This window comes from Ktedonobacter sp. SOSP1-85 (assembly GCF_016587415.1).
GTDB lineage: Bacteria > Chloroflexota > Ktedonobacteria > Ktedonobacterales > Ktedonobacteraceae > Ktedonobacter.
In genome coordinates this window covers 2,219,463-2,236,977 of record NZ_BNJI01000002.1, presented here as the reverse complement: position 1 = coordinate 2,236,977, position 17,515 = coordinate 2,219,463, and the positions used below count along the sequence as shown (strand labels likewise).

The window sequence follows — 17,515 nt, the reverse complement described above, 5'->3', positions numbered from 1 at the left end:
AGCAGGTGAACCCCATAGACAACACGCATGACATACAACTCTCAGATGGGCGCGTCGTCCGCCTGACTCCAGAACAGGCCCTTGCCTTCCTCACCTGGCTTCACGGCCAGATGCCGGACCTACCTGAGGCCCTCGCGGCCTGGCTCGCACAGGAGCAGCCCACCCACGATCTCCCTCCCCTCGAGCCCTATTGCGTGGTTGAACGCTCTCCCGATGGCCTCTATCATATCGCTGACTTCGGCTTGGATCTCCCCGACGATAGCCTCTAACCATCCCTCTCCTCCTCTTCGAATAGCGCTCGCCGCGAGAAGATAGCTGTGTTTGTGTGGCGTGCTGTTTTCGGAGGTTGACACCAGCTTCCCCTGGCAGAGCAAGAGGAACATGCTCATGATGCCTAGAATTGGGAAGCCCTGCTGGCATTAGCAAAAATAGAGACTTTTGGGTGCCGCTCTGGTAGAATAAGACGATGAAACTCTACGCGATTAGTGACTTACACATTGGGCATGCCACCAATAGGCAGGCGCTGGAGGAACTTCCTTATTACCCGGACGATTGGCTGATTCTGGCTGGTGATGTCGGTGAGACCTTAGATCATCTGCGTTATGCCCTGTCTCTGTTGACCAGACGTTTCGCCCAGGTTATCTGGGTTCCTGGCAATCATGATCTATGGACTATCCCATCTCAAAAAACATCCTCCGACAACTTGCGTGGTGACGCCAAATATGCTGCCCTGGTCTCCATTTGTAGAAGCTATGGAGTGCTGACCCCCGAAGATCCCTATGTGCAATGGCCCGGAGCCGGGACTCCATACCTGCTTGCGCCACTTTTTCTTCTCTATGACTATAGCTTTCGGCCAGCCGAGATTCCCGAAGAGAAGGCGCTCGAATGGGCGCTTGAGGCCGATATCCTCTGTTCTGACGAGTATCTACTCCACCCCGACCCCTATCCCTCCAGAGCGGCGTGGTGCGCGGCACGCTGTGCATATACCGAAAGGCGTCTTCAATTAGTAGAGCCTACCACACCCCTGATCCTGATCAACCATTTTCCCCTTTATGAGCCCCTTGTGCGCCTTAAGCGTATTCCACGCTTCTCTCTCTGGTGTGGAACACGGCGTACCCATGATTGGCATAAGCGTTTTCCGACGGCGATGGTCATCTATGGACACTTACACATCCCTCGTACTGATGTTGTAGATGGTGTGCACTTTGAAGAGGTTTCGCTTGGTTATCCGCAACAGTGGAACAGAGAGAAAGGTATTCAGGGATACCTGCGCCAGCTCCTCCCATCCCTAACCGAAAGTTCCCCACGCTAAAGCCTTTACAGTATCAAAACTCAAGACAAATGAAGACATCAGCATGAGTCGTGTTTAGACGGCAAGCCGCCAGGGCCTTACTGCCACGGCCTCTATCCCCTGCCCGAAGGAGTCGGGGAATGCTTTGCGCACAATGTTATAGCTCGCATTGACATCAGCGTGGATTCGTCTCCCATTGGCCGCCCGATACAAACCACGCCGCTCGCGTTTGCCACTGAAGCTCGGTTTCTCGCTCCGCTGTGGGTCATAGGTGGGAAGCATGTCGAGGTCCAGGAACGAGGCCTTGCTGGTATAACTCTCCTCAATCACGATTACCTCGATGCCCACAAGCTTCGCCTTGTAGGTGAGCATCTCGATGAAGCGAGCGTGCGGGATCTGCACGAAGCTCTGATTGTTTTTTCGCCCCAGGTTCACCTGCTGTTTCCAGAGAGGATTCTTGCCTATCACCAGGGTGCCGATGCCCTCCTCGACCAGGTGATCGATGATCCGACGGCTTGCCGTGTGCAGGTAGGCCTGCACGCGGCGATGACGCTTCGCCGTGATCTGATCGAGTCGGGGCGAGGTGAAGCGGTTGGCTTTGGAAAGGTGACATTGGAGGTGGGCACGCCGTTTGTTATAGAACTGGTTGATGCTTTTGAGCGGGCGACCAGTGATGAGCATGGGCTGGAACCCGGGCTTGGTGCTCGTACAGGCAGCCAGGGTGTCCACTCCCAGATCCAAAGCCGCAACCAAGGTGGGATCGACCTGGGCTGGGGTGACCTCTTGTTGGTAGACGACTTCGACTATGTAGCCATCGGTACGCGGCACGATGCGCACCTGGTCAAGGGCCTCCCAGCTGACGGCAGTGTCGATCTCAATAGGCAGTCCCGACGGCACCAGCTTGCCCGTCTTTTTGAAGGCTCGTTTGCCGAGAGCTTGCTTGTCGTAGATGAGGAGATTGCGGCCCGTTTCTTTGTGTTTGTAGCGTGGGAGGTGAGGCCTGCCGGTAAACCGTTCGGGGTGCTCGCGCCACGCCTGCAGGCCCTTGCGAAACGCCTTCCAGTTCGTGTCGATCTGGATCAAAATGGAGTTGGAGACTTTGCAAGGAAGGGCTTGGTAGCATTCGAGATGCTTGAGACGATGATAGATCTCCGCGTGGGGGAGAAAGGTTCCATCCTGGAAGAAGGCTTGGCGGATGTGATAGGTCGCCTGGTTGTACAGGTGTTTTGACGCGAAGGCGGCCCGATCAATGCAGCCATAGCGGGGATCGGTTTTGCGGATGAAATGTTGCTCAACCAGTTGCATGCCTCACATGCCTCCTTTGACTCTTCATGTTCGAAAGGAGTATAGCACATCTGTTCGAGAACCGCAAGAGAAACGAGAGGCGAGATGACAAGAAAGAGCAACACATGTCGTCTTTTTGAGAAACTAGTTCCAACACTTACACACAAGACAGAAATCAATCACAGGGTACATGCGACATATCCTGGCGTGCTTGAAAAGGAATCTGCACAGAACAAATGATTCCCTGCGCTTCAGAAGAGGTTATCCATATGCGTCCACCATGTCGCTCAATGATCTCTTTACAGATCGTGAGGCCAAGCCCCCACCCTTCTCTGTTTGTGGCTTCGGCGGAAGGCGTACGATAAAAAGGTTCGAAAAGCTGCTCCTGCTGCTCTCGAGTAAATACAGGCCCCTCATTCTGGACCTGGAGAAGCACATTGGGAGGTTCTACACTCAGAGAGACCTTGATCGCAGTATGTTCTGGCGAGTACTGAATGGCGTTTCTGACAACGTTAATGACGACCTGGGAAAGTCGTTCGCAATCGGCTTGCAGAATGAGAGGGATTGGTGGGCATATAAATGTAATCGTGCGCTTTGAGAAGGCGCGCTGATCCTCGATGACTTCACGACAGAGGTTACCAAAATCGCATGGGCTCAGCCGTAATTGAATGTCTCCTGACCGGAAACTGCTCAGGTGAATCACTTCCTCCATCAAGGCGTGCAAAGCGAATGCTCGCGCGAGAATTTTTTCAAAATGCTTCTTCCATACGAGCGGCTCTGTCGCTGCACCTTCTCCTTTGTTCAGGCGACGCAGGGCGAGTTGCGCCTCTCCAAGTATCGTGGTAAGCGGGGTCCTCAATTCATGGGCTGCCCGGATGAGAAAATGGTCCTTGAGACGGTTCGCGCGCTCAAGCTGCTGATTAGCGGCTGCCAGTTCCTGCGCGTACGCATGTGCCTCTTGTTTTGCGACAAGGGCACGTTTGTATTGCACTTGATGTTGAGCCGCAAGAAAAGCAATCGCAATTTGCGCAAACACAAAGGGGATGAGGAGAGTGAAATCATACCAAATACTCAAGGCAAATAAGTTATATTGAGGAACGACAAAGATGCTGAAGACAAAGAACCCTATAGTCATGGTAACCAATGCGGGACCAACACCCCACATAAATCCGACAATGACAGCAACCAGACAAAAAGGCGTCCAGATAAAGTGTGGCATTTTGAGAAGGTGGTTCACAAGTCCGGCAAGAAGGACAAGAACGAGCCCAACTCCATAACCGACAAAAGGCTGGTGCCACCTTCCCTTCCTGATGGCCAACCGTTGAGTATTGGTCCCATGGCGCCGAAGATATCGGTTTACTCTTCTCATACGTATCATGCTTCTACTCATCACCTCTTGCCTCATAGCATTCTTGCACGAGAAGAGTGTAGCCTTCAACTTCCAGACAGTGTGCCCCAGCCGACACACTGAGAAGCATGCGATAGTTTCTCGTGAGAGGATTTCTCATTAAGTAGAGGGTGCATCCTCCTTTTATCACTCTACGCCCCAAGAAAACCGCAACAACATCAACCACAACAAGCTGATCCTCTCTCGCAAACAAATGGTTTCGCGCGTTCGCGAGATCCTCGGGCCTATTGATACGCTGGTTCTCAATGCCCTCGGCGTCAAGCAGCAATCCCACGTCTTCGATCCCTGCCCATTAGCTCAGGAGATGCATGTCGGAATACGAGGCTCGCAAATGATCGCTTTTGAGGGTGGACATCTCTTCTCATTCATGAAGGAGCGTCAACCGTGCCTTGACGCTATAGCAAAGTTCCTACAAACAGAAAATCAGGCTCCCCTTGACTGAATGGCAGGTGTACCCAGAAGCGGGAGATCTAATGACGCAGTCATAAACTGATCAACGCCAAAACCGCTTCCTTACCTCGCCATCAATCGGAACATCAAGATCCCGTAAATAAAGCCAGGGAATTCTCACTCTCGCGAGTAGGCCTTACTGCTTCACTGGCTACAAGTTTCACGTATGCCGTTGCTGGTAAGTAAGGCGACAAGTGAGCAGGTTTTGAGGGTCTTGGTCACTTTCGGTGGGAAACCCCTCAAGTTTTTTAACAATACGCCCATGTAATTATCGTAATTTCCAGGTGTTTGGTAAATCGGGGGATGTTTGGTAATTTTCGGGGAGCAAAGTCGCGGAAGATTTCCTCCTTTTGGGGAATGTGTGGCAGGGTGGCGGTCAGGTATGATGGGGCATGCCTGATAGAGGCAAACCATATTGTGATCGGAGGAGGAAACAGAATGAGTACAGTAATGACACGAACGCTTGGAAGAAGCGGCATCGAAGTGAGTGCGCTGGGTATGGGCTGCTGGGCGATTGGTGGGCCATTCTGGGCGGGTGACCTGGCGTGCGGGTATGGCGAAGTAGACGATGTGGAGTCTATTCAAGCTATTCAGAGGGCGCTCGACCTGGGCGTGACCCTGTTTGATACGGCCGGGGTCTATGGCTGTGGGCATAGCGAACGTATCCTTGGCCAGGCGCTAGGAAAGCGGCGCGCAAACGTGCTGATTGCCACCAAGGTCGGGGACCAGTTCGACGAAGAAACACGCAGAATTACCGGCGGCCTGGATGATCCTCGATCAGGCATTCGTCGAGCCTGCGAAGGGAGTTTACGCCGCCTGCAAACAGACTATATCGACCTCTATCAACTCCATTTTAATGACTATGATCTTGAGGGGGCCGTAGAGGTGCGTGAAGAGATGGAACAACTCGTGGCGGAGGGAAAAATTCGCTATTATGGGTGGAGCACGGACGATCCAGAACGCGCGCGCCTTTTCGCCCAGGGGCCGCATTGTACGGCCATTCAGCATACGCTCAATGTCTTTGAGGACAATCCCGCCATCTTAGCAGTGTGCGAGGAACACAATCTGGCGAGTATCAACAGAGGTCCCCTGGCGATGGGCGTGTTGACCGGGAAATATACCTCAAGAGAGCAGATAGGACGAGAAGATATTCGACTGTCTGAGCTTTCATGGAATTACCTCAGTAGCGAACGCTTACCAGGACTGTTGCAGCGACTAGACCAGGTTCGCGAGGTCCTGACGAGTGGTGGCCGTACGCTGGCACAGGGTGCACTGGGCTGGCTATGGGCGCGCAGCGGGCATACTATCCCTATTCCTGGCTTTAAGACTGTCAAACAGGTAGATGAGAACGCAACAGCGATACAGTTCGGGGCACTGAACGAGGCCCAGATGCGCCAGATCGAAGAACTGCTTGGATGAGATAGCTGGATGAGGCAGAAAGAGAGGTCTTCTCACCGAGCGTAATCGGAGCTTATGGAGTTGTTTTCATCCTCCTGTTACTAGCAGTGCAAACGCTCATCATCCTCAATACCTACAATTAGTTTCCTAGAAAAGGCTGAGGAAGGCCAAATGTTTGAACATGGTGGTTCTCAATCGACACCTTGTAAATGAGCATATCCTGAACCAAACGATTTGTTCGCCGCAATGATACGCGGCCTCCAGAGACATACGAACCATCAGCAGCATGGAACAGAGACAGGATATCTAACCCTTGAACGCCATGTCTCATCCTTGAGGGAAACATCGTCTCAGTCTTGGGATTATACCATCACTGCCGGGCTTTCACGTGGTGCTCGTGCCAGCATCGTAGCGGCCTTTGCCTGCACGCTCGGCATCGTGCCGCACCTGGCTGCAGCACTACTCGGGCTTGGGGCTATCCTGCATACCAGTGCCCTTGCATTCAATGCGGTCAAATACGTTGGCGTAGCATACCTGCTCTTTATGGCGTGGCGTTCACTGCAGGAAAAAGGTGCATTGCAGGTTGATCGCAAAGAGGTCAAGCGGTCTCACCTACGCATTATCATTGAAGGCATTCTCATCAATATCCTCAACCCCAAACTCTCCATCTTTTTTGTGGCGTTCCTGCCCCAGTTTGTCAATGCGCAGGAAGCACAGCCGCTTTTGCGCATGATAGAGTTATCGGGGGTATTTATGCTGGTGACGTTTGTGGTCTTCTCAGCTTACGGCATTTTTGCCTCTGCCATGCGCGATCATGTGCTCACGCGTCCACGCGTTATGCTCTGGCTGCGACGCAGTTTTGCTGCTGCCTTTGGCGCACTAGCGGTCAAGCTGGTATTCACGGAAAGATAATTCACCCTTTTTCCTGTGTCTTGGAGCGCAGTCAGGGAGCCGCTTGACGGGGTGCCATTCCACTTCGTGAGGTTGCCCCAGATCGAGTTGTGGCGTGCGATACCTTGTCTTGAAATGCCTCGGTTCTCTGATATTTCGCACGTGCTTCTCATCACACCTCGCCGTAACATGCTTGATGTATGTGTCAAGCATGTTACGGCGAGGCATCATCTGTAGAACTCTCCTGGTGTTCGAGATCACTCATTCACAGAATACTTTGTCCAGTCTTTCCCCTTTTTCTTGTCCATGTGAGCATGGAATGTCGCTTCAGCGACAGGGGCGTCCCTGTCGCTGAGACGACCACATCATTTCAACATATCCACCTATGAGAGAGAGGAGAACTGAAGACGTTCCTGTTCTTAATCCAACTCGACGACTGGCAGGCCGTGGACGCCGAGAGTGGTGGAGATTTCGCTGCCGTGATGGATGTCATGTTCGAGCACACCCCAGATGATCGACTGGAGCGAAACCGCGGGTCTCACTACTTTCGCCTGACGTGCTGCCTCCACCCACATCTGAGCGTATGGCTGGAGCGCAGGCTCCACCAGTTTCGCGTGCCGCACACGTTCCGCATCATCTAGAGGCGGGACGACCTGCTCAAGATCAGCAGGGGTCAGGCGGGCAAGCGTCTCCTCGATCATCTGCCAGGTCTTCTCAAGTCCGGCAACCAGTTCTGCCGCCGGGTGGCATGGATCCACGTTCCCCTCACAGACTCCTAGAGCCCATAATTCGAGGGAAGTCAGATCAGCGCTCCCCTCGCCCATTCGCGCGTGGAACCACCAGGCGCGATTTGCGACAATATGCGTCACATACATGCCAATCGACCAGTGTTGCGGCGTGGTGCGCAAGGCAAGCTGCTCTCCGGTAAGGGGCGCGATGGCCGCGACCAGACGCTGCTGGTAGCTACCCCAACCCGCGTAGAAGGGGAGGAGTGAAAGCTGATGTTCTGTCATGATAGGTATTCCTTGCTTTTTGTCTTCGAGAAAAAACAGTACGATTGTATCAACACGCGCAAGGACACGATGGGAGAGACCAGAGGGAGGAGAGAGAGCAGGTCATCGCTTGCACAATGATCAAATATGCGGCTGCCACGACAGGGGAAAAGATGGCATCCATCTGCCAATGGTATGGTGGATGGGGAACATCAGCGATGCGTTCGCCGGAGTTCCATGCCTGACACCTCTTTGCCGCACGCTTCTCCATATCTCTGAGCACCATCAAATGCTTGCGTTCTCACTATGCGCCGTCTCGCTTTGGCAAAGCCAGAAGGGCCGTCGAGCAGGAATCATGCCCTGCGGCATTCCAGGCGTAGAACGGCTGAGCGCTCATGCCTGATGAGAGACACGCGATAGATGAAAGCAAGAATGGTAACGTCTGTTTCACTGTTTGAACAGGAAACAGGATGGAGTTAGCAGCACACTGGCATAGATGTCAAAACCTCCCCAAAAAACGTGTGATTACTTCACGAGTATACAGGGAGAGAGATAATCCTGTCAAGGATGGGTTGGCGAACTGGCGAATCCGATTCGGGACGCTTGGATCGGTAGAGGAGAGGTACCCAGGCACATGACACGGACGGACCAGCAAAATACTTGCCCTATGGCAAATTGATTCATATCCTGGTTCTTGGAGACGAGCAAGCAGCCAGAGACTATCAAAGCTGACGGAGTTCCAGAATATGTGTCAAATTCTGGTCTCGATCCTTTTCAGTATACTTTATCAGCAAGGAGGCACTCCGCACCGGCGGCCCCTCTCATGGCCGCCGGCTACGGTAGCGTTCACTTCGCGGCGACGATGCGCTCGGGGGCTTCCGGTGTCTTGAAGCCCCTGAACAACAGCCAGAAGGGGAGAAGGATAATCTCGAACGTTGCGACGGGAAGGGCAAAGATCGTCCCGTTGCCTCCCGGTGCCACGTCGATCAGACCGAACCAGCCGGCGATGCTCCCGAACAACACCACGGCGTAGCCGATCAAACCAACCACAGAGATACCTCGCGGAACGAGTCGGAACCGGAACAACATCCAGGTAAAGAGCAATCCACCCAGCCCGAGCATCGGCAAAGAGAGCCCGGTCAGGCCAAGGAATTTCGCCTGCTTGAGGACGTCGCCAAGAGTCAGAAACCACGAGCCTTGGGGGGCACCAGCCTTGAGGAACTCCTGGCTCAACGGGATCAGCAGCAAGGTCGCGGCGATGCCGACCATCATGATGGTGCCCTCGACGATCCGGGAAGCCAGGTACCCGACCGCCAGGGCTTCATCGAGTTTTCTGAGCAAGGGAAACGCAAACACCGCGATGAAGACGATCCCGATGTTGTTGATCGACCACATCAGGGTCCCCAATTCGACGGCCCCCTTGTTCGGAAAAACCTGGGCCAGATAGTTGGAGGCGTTCAGAATCGAATCCAGGACAAAAGCTCCGGGGATACTGGCAGCCGCGGTCACCAGGAAAAGGGCCGCAATCACGATTTCTGCCCTGCGCTGGTTGGCACTGACGATGCGCTTTGATTTTGGAGTCTGCGTGGTTTGCTCGGTGGTAGTCATGTATTTGTCTCCTTTTTTGAATAAGAGTGATATGTGTCAATGTTTGATGTCCGGCAGGTCTGCCGGTTCGGGTTCAACGCGAATGACCGAGAGCAATGGCATGCCTAGATCACGCACTCTTCTCAGCAAGCTATGCAACGCGGCCTGATCGACTGGGCCGGTTAACACCGTCTCGCCCCGGTCTTCTCGCGTGATGGTCAGGCCAGAAAACCAGTCGGCCCATTGGTTCTCAAGGTGTCCCTTGATGCGAATCTCGTAATGTTGTGACTCGTGCATTTTTCTCATCGAATCGAGGCAGGAGTCCCCGCATTCATGCGCGGGGAGGAATGCCGAGTCCTTTTCAGGCGCATGGGTGGCGGGGTCTACCCTCTCCTTTCCGGTTTTCCTGTGTTGCCTAAGAATAGATGTGTATATGTTAAGAACAGGCTAGAGCAAAGGCACTCCTCTGACTCAAGAGAAACTGTTTGTGATGCATGGATACCTGCATCAGCCAGACTGTTCAGCATGCCAGGATCGGCATGGGGCCAAAGCCCTACTCGCGAGCTCAACCTGTGAGTATCTTTTCCTGGTGGGGCGACTCTCTCCGGAGAGTGGCGGTTGGTTGAACCGCTTGTCACCCGTCCTAACGGTGTTCAGGCTTGCCCTGAATGCTAATGCGTCCACCCCTGGTCCCCTGTAGAGGGAGGTGAGGTGCAAGCCCCTGGCTTTAGCTATGGGGTCTGGTGACATGGATCAATCTCCACGGCGTTGCATGCGTTCTTTTCTTTGATCAGAATATACCTATGAATGTGGTGAGAAGGCATCACCACATGTGGTGATTGGTATGGTGATTTGGTAATCGGAAGGCTGTGATGGAGAAAAAAAGCCCCGGCAGTGGTTCGACACATCTGCTGGGGTTGGTGGGAGCTGGGTTCGTTAGAACAAATCAAGTTCCTCAGCCCGGCGGACCGCTGCCCGCCGGGTGTTCACCCCAAGCTTGCTGTAAATGTTTTTGGTGTGGGTACGCAAGGTGTTGAGGGACACTACGAGTTCGTCGGCGATTTCTGGGCCGTTCAAGTCAGTTCTGAACAGTCGAAGCACTTCAAGCTCACGTTTCGAGAGTGGCTCGATCAAAACCTGTTTGACAGGCGTTCTGTCTGAAGCTGAGCCCAGGGCTGTCAGGAGTTGACGGACATAGTTCGGGGCAATCCCGTGTTTCGCGGCTCCTTCTAGCAGGACCGTCATGGGTGGGCCTTCGTCCACAAACATGCGGACGTAGCCCTCCGGCTCGGCCAACGAGAGTGCCTGTTGCAGTGCCATGAGAGCAGCAGAGATGTCACCTTGCATCTGGTGGGCGAGCGCCTGGAGCACCAGGATTTCGATGACACTTCCCGTCCTCTCACCTTCTTGCGCTGCTTTCAGGAGGCGCGAGAGCAGTCCCATTGCCTCAAGCAGAGAGCGGTCTGCACAGTCGCTCTTAGACCTGGCCAGGAGCACCCTGGCCAGGGTGATGTGCTCGAACTCGCGCAGATAGCTGAGGTCGTCCACAATGGACAAGCCCTGCTCACGCGCCCAGCTAAGGGCCTCGCCTAACCTCCCCTGCGCGACCCACACCCGTGTCACGAGCGCCGCTACAGGACGCACATTGGGGAAGAAGTCTCTCACATACAGGCGCTCTGCCTCGTGGAGCAGGTCCAGAGCGCCGTCCAGATCTCCCTGGGCCTCCCGTATGCGAGCCAGAGCAACGCACCAACGAGACCGGTTTTGCGGGAACCCTGTGCGCTCGCCCAGCTCCTTGCTTTTCAGCAGGCGCTGCTCGGCGACATCCAGATCGTTCTGCTCCCGGTAGAGCTCGCTCATGCCCACATACAGGTCTGCCGTTCCCCGCAGGACAGGCTCCCCCAGCGTCATCGCCTCCTGCAAAGAGCGCTCGTAGGTCCGCATGGCCTCATGGAGACGACCTTGCGCCATCCTGATATCAGCCAGGGCGATGGTGCCACTGATGGCGTCAGAGATGTTTCCGGCCATCTGCACACTCGCTATGCCATCGGCAAACGTCCGGTGTGCTGCCTCTAGATCCCCGCTCACCCAGGACGCGAGCCCCAGGAGCGCCGCTGCTGCTCCGCGCCCGAGATGGTCTTCCTCAGGTACGAGGTCGAGCACCCGCCGGGCGTATTTTATGGTGTCGGACACATCGCCCAGGACCTGGGCACGCGCGGCACGGTACACGGCTATCAAAGCCGGGAGCTGGCGAAATTCCTCTTCATCCATGACGACCATCTCAGTTGATGGAGCAAGCGCAAACGCCCTCGTGTCTGCCGTCGTATCCAGCCACCGTTCGGCGTCCCGCAATCGGGCGTGGACGGCCTCGAGCTCGCCGCTAGCCAGTAATGCATAGGCATACCCAACGCTGAGCACGGGCCTGAAGTGAAACAGCTCGTCGGGGAGCGCCTTGAACCAGCCAAGCAACGTGGCATCCTGTCTACTCCTGCGCATTTCCGGAATTGCCAGCTCGACCAGGTCCGCCGCTCGCTCGAAGTCCTCGGCGGTCAGTGCGTGGCGGATCGCATCGCCCACCGAACCATGACGTTCGTACCACTCGCTCGCGCGCTGATGTAGTGTCGAGACCTGCTCGGGCTGCTCTACCCGCAAATGCGCTGCGAGCACATCAGCAAAGAGGTGGTGATAGCGATACCAGTGGCGTTTGTCATCGAGCGGAACGACAAAGAAGTTGCCTCGCTCCAGGGCTTCCAACCGCGCGCTGCCTTCTTCTTGACCAGTGACAGCATCGCACAGCGGACCACTCAACCGGTCGAGAATGGAGGTCTGGAGTAAGAAGTTGCGCACCGGTTCGGGCTGACGCTGCAAGACCTCTTCGACTAGGTAGTCCACGATGTATCGGTGATCTCCAGCGAATGCCTGGATGAAGCCGGGAACATCCTGGTGGCCCTGCAGGGAAAGCGCAGCGAATTGCAGGCCAGCAATCCAACCCTCGGTGCGGTCTGAAAGTCGGGCGATGTCCTGTGTGGAGAGAGTGAGACCCATCACCTGGGTGAGAAAGGCGGCGGCTTCGGAGGAGGTAAACCGCAAGTCGGCGGCGCGCAGTTCGGTCAGGTGGCCCCGGGCGCGTAAGCGGGCCCGGGGGAGATGTGGGTCTTCACGAGTGGTGATGACCAGGTGCATGCGCGGGGGCAGATGTTCGACGAAATAGGTGAGGGCCAGGTCAACCGATTGGGCCTCAATCACGTGGTAGTCGTCCAGGACGAGGACGAACGGATCTTTGATGCTCGCCAGGTCATTGAGCAGAGCCGTCAGCATCGCTTCGGGTGGTGGTGGCTGACTTGATTGGAGCGCACGCAAGACCCCTTCGCCAAGCGTGGGCGCAATCGTCTGCACAGCCGCGATAAGGTAGATCAGAAAGCGGGTAGGATCGTTCTCACCTTCGTCCAGAGATAGCCAGGCGGTTGGTCGCTTGATGCCCTCGACCCATGCAGTGGCCAGCGTAGTTTTCCCAAAGCCTGCGGGGGCAGAGATAAGGGTCAGTTTGCGGTGCAAACCCTCGTTCAACCGCTCGATCAGGCGAGGGCGGTTGACTACGTGAAGCCGAAGCCGAGGGAGATACAGTTTCGTGGTGAGAATGGGCGTAGGCATGTCTGCTTCTTTTCCTTCTGGTGGTTCAAAGGAGGAAGTCACGCGTGGCAGTCGGAAGCTGAAGCCGATTACACCACTGCTCAAAGGCAAACGTCTTCATGCGTCGTTCCTTCTCATGGGCCTGGGGCCACATGAAGCGCTAGATACCTCTGCGCGTAATCGTACTCCATTCTTCAACTAAAAACAAGGCGTTGAGGCATTTCCTTGCCATATAGACGCAATTCCCCGCCAAGTTGAGGTGGGAGAGGCGATAGCGGCTGCTCTGGTCGCGTACCCGGCTCGACGCTCATTCCAGCAGCCCTGGGAAGACTCGATAGTGCGTAATGTATTGCCAAGCTTCATGTAGAACTCCCAAGTTCGCGTTTGAGACTTTTTTGCGATACACTCCTCGTTCTATCACAGAAATCCAAGTATATTGAGCCTGCTATGATCCATGTATGTCCATACGCACTCTCCTGGCTCTCTTTCTACCCTCTAATCTTGCATCTGTGTTGTACCGTAGAGACGTGATCCAGAAAAAGCCTGGCCAGCTTGGATCGGAGATGCATGCATGCAACCGAATGCTCGATCTGCTGAAGCCTGGAGAGTGTTCTCACTTGTCCAGGCTCCCATGCTCTCGAGAGCAGTAGACGAGAGCATGAGAGATAGAAGCGGCAGAAAGAGAAGATTTCTCCTTGGATGAATGACACAGTGAAAACAACGGAGGGTAGACCAATGACGCACTCAGCAAGAGTATATGCGACACTCGACGACTGGATAGCACACGAGGCGATCCCATGCTCGCTCGTTTCTCGCCCGGACTTCAACGCCGCCGTTGATACGGTGATCGACTCACTTGGCGAGGAGGTAGCATTGCTTGGCTTTGGAGAAGCACTCCATGGAGGGGAAGAGCTGCTTGTCCTTCGCAACCAGCTCTTCCAACGCCTTGTAGAAGCCCATGGCTACAGCGCCATTGCCATTGAGAGCAGTTTTCCTCGAGGACCCCTCGTCAACGAATACGTGCTTGGCCACGGTCCGGCATCCTATGAGGCGGTGCAGGATACTGGCTTTAGCCACGGTTTCGGAACGTTCGAAGCGAATCGCGAGCTGGTCGAGTGGATGAGACAATACAATGCTGATCCAGCTCACCCTACAAAACTCCAGTTCTATGGTTTCGATAGCCCGACCGATATAATCGCAGATAGTCCCCGCCAGACACTGCACTTTGCGCTTGATTACCTCAGCGAGAGAGATGAGGCCCTTGGCCAGGAGTATCGCAAGCGCATCGACCCGCTGCTCGGACAGGACGCTGCCTGGGAGAATCCGGCTGCCGCGCTCGACCCGACGCAAGCGATAGGCCAATCACCGGAGGCAACCGCATTGCGGATCGAGACCGAGGAGCTGATTGCAGAGCTGCGCGTGCGCCGTCCCGAACTGGTCGCAAAGAGCGACGAGAGCCGCTATCGAGAAGCCGTCCACTATGCTGTGGTGGCTCAGCAGCTCCTGCACTATCATGCTACGCTCGCGCAACCGTCCGAGCAACGCCAGGCCCGCCTGCTCGGCATACGTGCCGCCATGATGGCAGAGAATCTGGCGTACATCGTCTCCCGTGAACAGGGACGAGGCAACGTCTTGGTTTTTGCCCACAATAGCCATCTCAAGCGTGGAAAAGTGCAATGGGGGAATGAGACGCTGATCTGGTGGCCCGTTGGATCTCATCTTCATGGAATGTTCGGTCGCCGCTATGCCGTCATCGGCTCAGCCGTAGGAGAATCGCCAGCCAACGGGATCGACCAGCCAGAAGCCGGGACGCTTGAGGCGCGGTTAACATCCGCTCCCGGACCAGTGCGGTTCATTTCCACCCATCAAGAACAAGGGCTTCCTGCCGAGGAAATGGCGGCACTTCCGCTTCGCTCTGGCAGTCATAAGAACAGGAGCTATGAACCACTAGGCGTCCAAAGCTTCACCGATTTCGATTGGTTCGCTGTCCTGGATACAACGACATACAATGGGTGGGGCCATTTCTAGAAGGCTGGAGCGCACGTTCCGAGCAATAACGCCTTCTGATCGCGAGATACGCGGGTGCTGAGTTCTAAAGAGATCATTCCAATGTGAAGGCAAACCAAGAAGCGGAGAGCCTCCATTTTGGAGTGGTCGCTACCTGTAAATCACGGAACGAAATGGCTCTTCCTCACTTGGAGTGAAAGCTCTACCATTTTCGGCTCATCGGTTTGTTTCAATGAGCTTCGGCAGGCAATCATTATCAGCACATTCCCTTTTGACGCCTCTCTATTCTCACGCCAAGTGAGGAAGAGCCAGAATCCGCCCACCTCATTCGCACATTTACAAAGGGGTCGGCCATTGCGGCTGCGCCAGTCTCCTCTTCGGATGGTTGGGGGTACATCAGTTCGGGAACCTAGTCGCTCGTTGGAGTCGAACTGCCCCAACCTCTGATCAGCCCAGAGGTGCTGGCCGCCAATTAATAGCCTCTAACCATCCCTCTCCTCCTCTGTAGAATTCAGTTTTTCCTCTTCCACGAAGGGAAGGCAAGCTCATAGGATCCTAGCTGGCTGCTGACCCACTCATCGTTGTACACTATATCTAGATAGCGATCACCACGATCCGGGAAAATAGTAATCACACGGTAGCGAGGAGGGAATGTCGACAACAGTTTTTGGACAGCGGCAACGACAGAACCAGAAGAGCCACCCGCAAAAATCCCTTCTCGTGCTACAAGGTCATGACAACCTTGAATTGACTCGCGATCATTTACATACACAACTTCATCGATCTCGTCTCTACAAAGCAGTTCAGGTACGCGGCTGGCCCCAATGCCGGGAATCTCGCGTGGTCCGGCGGGTGCGCCAAAGATGACTGATCCAACAGCATCAACAGCAATCACCCGTAAATTCGGGTTGTCCCTGCGCAAACGACGAGCTAGCCCCAATATTGTGCCGGTTGTGCTTACGGCGACCACCAGGCAATCTGGCGCCCGGTCGAGTTGCGTGCTGATCTCCTCTCCAGTATGAGAGTAGTGAGCCTGCCAGTTTAATTGATTGGCATATTGATTAATCCACTGGCTATGAGGAATATAATGCAGTAATTCCTGGACCCGTTGGATGCGTGTTTTGAGGTATCCTCCCTGGTCATCGGCGGTCGTCACCATCTCGACGCCAGCGCCAAGCTGTTTTAAGATACGCAGGTTCATCGGCGATATCTTTGGATCGACAACGCAGGTGAAGGCCAGGTTATAAATGCGTGCAATCATTGCCAGCGCGATGCCCAGATTCCCCGAAGAACTCTCAATAAGGTGTGTCTGGGGCGTGATCATTCCATTTTTTAGTCCCTGCTCAACGATAAACCTGGCTGGCCGGTCTTTGATGCTGCCACCTGGATTGAGAAACTCTAGCTTGGCAATGACCTCCAGTTCATGATAGGGGAACAAGCGCCTCAGATAGACCAGAGGCGTCTGGCCAATACAATCAGCAACTGATTCATAGATCATAGTATGTTCCTTACTTTACTTTATTAGGAAGTCGGGAGTCGGCCTGGAAATCACGAAAGAGGTCTTGCGCAATAGTATGGAGAAGCATGGTTTGTACAGAGTGGAGAAAGAAGTGATTTCCCGCAAACATACGAAGAACACATGCCTGTGATGTCTGTTCGCGCCAGGCCTCAAGGTCAGTGCGCGTGATCTTACTGTCTTGCAGGCCGCCGAATACAGAGATCGGACATGCAAGGGAAGCTTCTGCTCTATAGCGGTATGTCTCGATAAGCTCGAAGTCGGCTCGTAAAATTGGCACAAATAGCTCCAGGAGTTCAGGGTTTTGTAAAACCTCGTCCGGTGTTCCTTGCAGTTGGCGCAATGTTGTAATGAACTCGGCTTCTGGCAGGCTATAAATCCGTGGATCGGGATCAGGGATTTGCGGAGCACGGTGCGCAGAGACAAATAAACGGGTAGGGCCTGGAAGTGAACGACGGCGCAATTGGCGGGCTAGCTCGAAAGCGATTATAGCCCCCATGCTATGGCCGAAAAAGGCAAAAGGTGTCTCGATATATGGCAAAAGCGCGTTGAGAAGTGCATCAATTAAGGCGGGGAGCGTCGTGTGAGGTTTTTCGCGAATCCTGTCCTCTCGTCCTGGCAACTGGATAGGACAGCTATCAATCTCAGGAGGGAGATGCTTTGCCCAGTTGTGAAATGCTGAGGCTCCTCCGCCAGCATAGGGGAAACAGAATAGCCGCAGGCATGCCTGGGCCTTTGGCGGACGAATAAGAAACCGCTCCAGGCTTGAAGTGGTGTTGTGTTTGTTATGGCTCTGATGTGTAAAGCCCTGCATATCGTATCCCTTCAGATGGAACACCGCTAAGAATGTAATACACCTGGCAGCTAAAAAAGTGAATATCTAGCTCTTATCATTTTTGTTATCGCTACACAATCAGATATGCCAATTAGGCTCTATTTCCCTCCTTGGCTATCCACAACAGTGGAAAAGAGAGCAAGACATTCAGGGATATCTCCACCAGCTCCTCCCAGTTTAAGCCTCAAGCACCGATTTCATGGACCAGGACGGCAGGAATGCAAGC

At 54.5% G+C, this 17,515-nt stretch carries 14 protein-coding genes; 6 read left to right on the top strand and 8 right to left on the bottom strand.

Going from position 1 to position 17,515, the window contains the following annotated elements; translation table 11 throughout:
- Positions 1-5 precede the first annotated feature (5 nt).
- Complete coding sequence (locus KTE_RS37720; RefSeq protein WP_236600873.1) at positions 6-269, top strand: hypothetical protein; 264 nt, start codon at positions 6-8, stop codon at positions 267-269.
- 197 nt (positions 270-466) lie between these two features.
- Positions 467-1,312, top strand: a complete 846-nt coding sequence (locus KTE_RS37715) for a metallophosphoesterase (protein WP_201390908.1) — start codon at positions 467-469, stop codon at positions 1,310-1,312.
- Between the two features lie 54 nt (positions 1,313-1,366).
- Here the strand turns inward: KTE_RS37715 and KTE_RS37710 are convergent, their stop codons facing one another.
- Together KTE_RS37710 and KTE_RS37705 are read right to left on the bottom strand one after the other, a co-directional pair.
- A complete protein-coding gene (locus KTE_RS37710) occupies positions 1,367-2,596 on the bottom strand; it encodes an RNA-guided endonuclease TnpB family protein (protein WP_201390906.1) in 1,230 nt (409 codons plus the stop codon).
- A gap of 154 nt (positions 2,597-2,750) precedes the next feature.
- Positions 2,751-3,794, bottom strand: coding sequence for a sensor histidine kinase KdpD (locus KTE_RS37705; protein WP_201390904.1), 1,044 nt, complete (start codon positions 3,792-3,794; stop codon positions 2,751-2,753).
- Positions 3,795-4,871: 1,077 nt separating this feature from the next.
- Between KTE_RS37705 and KTE_RS37700 the strand changes: the two genes are divergently transcribed.
- Positions 4,872-5,852 carry an aldo/keto reductase gene (locus KTE_RS37700; RefSeq protein ID WP_201390902.1) on the top strand — a complete coding sequence of 327 codons (981 nt, stop codon included), beginning with the start codon at positions 4,872-4,874 and terminating at the stop codon, positions 5,850-5,852.
- Positions 5,853-6,077: 225 nt separating this feature from the next.
- Positions 6,078-6,743, top strand: coding sequence for a LysE family translocator (locus tag KTE_RS37695; RefSeq protein WP_201390900.1), 666 nt, complete (start codon positions 6,078-6,080; stop codon positions 6,741-6,743).
- Positions 6,744-7,141: 398 nt separating this feature from the next.
- Here the strand turns inward: KTE_RS37695 and KTE_RS37690 are convergent, their stop codons facing one another.
- The 4 genes from KTE_RS37690 to KTE_RS37675 all read right to left on the bottom strand — a co-directional run bounded on the left by KTE_RS37690 (position 7,142) and on the right by KTE_RS37675 (position 12,952).
- Complete coding sequence (locus KTE_RS37690) at positions 7,142-7,735, bottom strand: DinB family protein (RefSeq protein WP_201390898.1); 594 nt, start codon at positions 7,733-7,735, stop codon at positions 7,142-7,144.
- A gap of 825 nt (positions 7,736-8,560) precedes the next feature.
- Positions 8,561-9,322 (bottom strand): DUF4386 domain-containing protein, encoded by a 762-nt coding sequence (locus KTE_RS37685; RefSeq protein ID WP_201390896.1) that lies wholly within the window; start codon positions 9,320-9,322, stop codon positions 8,561-8,563.
- 36 nt (positions 9,323-9,358) lie between these two features.
- Positions 9,359-9,598, bottom strand: coding sequence for a hypothetical protein (locus KTE_RS37680; protein ID WP_236600872.1), 240 nt, complete (start codon positions 9,596-9,598; stop codon positions 9,359-9,361).
- A gap of 639 nt (positions 9,599-10,237) precedes the next feature.
- Positions 10,238-12,952: a LuxR C-terminal-related transcriptional regulator gene (locus KTE_RS37675; RefSeq protein ID WP_201390892.1), complete on the bottom strand. Its 2,715-nt coding sequence runs from the start codon at positions 12,950-12,952 to the stop codon at positions 10,238-10,240.
- Between KTE_RS37675 and KTE_RS37670 the strand changes: the two genes are divergently transcribed.
- Positions 12,951-13,133 carry a hypothetical protein gene (locus KTE_RS37670; protein ID WP_201390890.1) on the top strand — a complete coding sequence of 61 codons (183 nt, stop codon included), beginning with the start codon at positions 12,951-12,953 and terminating at the stop codon, positions 13,131-13,133. The genes KTE_RS37675 and KTE_RS37670 overlap by 2 nt on opposite strands.
- A 533-nt stretch (positions 13,134-13,666) precedes the next feature.
- Positions 13,667-14,959, top strand: coding sequence for an erythromycin esterase family protein (locus tag KTE_RS37665; RefSeq protein ID WP_201390888.1), 1,293 nt, complete (start codon positions 13,667-13,669; stop codon positions 14,957-14,959).
- A 490-nt stretch (positions 14,960-15,449) separates the two neighbouring features.
- On the opposite strand, the gene sbnA is transcribed toward KTE_RS37665, so the two are convergent.
- Together sbnA and KTE_RS37655 are read right to left on the bottom strand one after the other, a co-directional pair.
- On the bottom strand, positions 15,450-16,436 hold the full coding sequence (gene sbnA / locus KTE_RS37660) for a 2,3-diaminopropionate biosynthesis protein SbnA (protein WP_201390886.1): 987 nt from the start codon (positions 16,434-16,436) through the stop codon (positions 15,450-15,452).
- A 10-nt stretch (positions 16,437-16,446) separates the two neighbouring features.
- Positions 16,447-17,268 carry a thioesterase II family protein gene (locus KTE_RS37655; RefSeq protein WP_201390883.1) on the bottom strand — a complete coding sequence of 274 codons (822 nt, stop codon included), beginning with the start codon at positions 17,266-17,268 and terminating at the stop codon, positions 16,447-16,449.
- Positions 17,269-17,515: the final 247 nt, after the last annotated feature.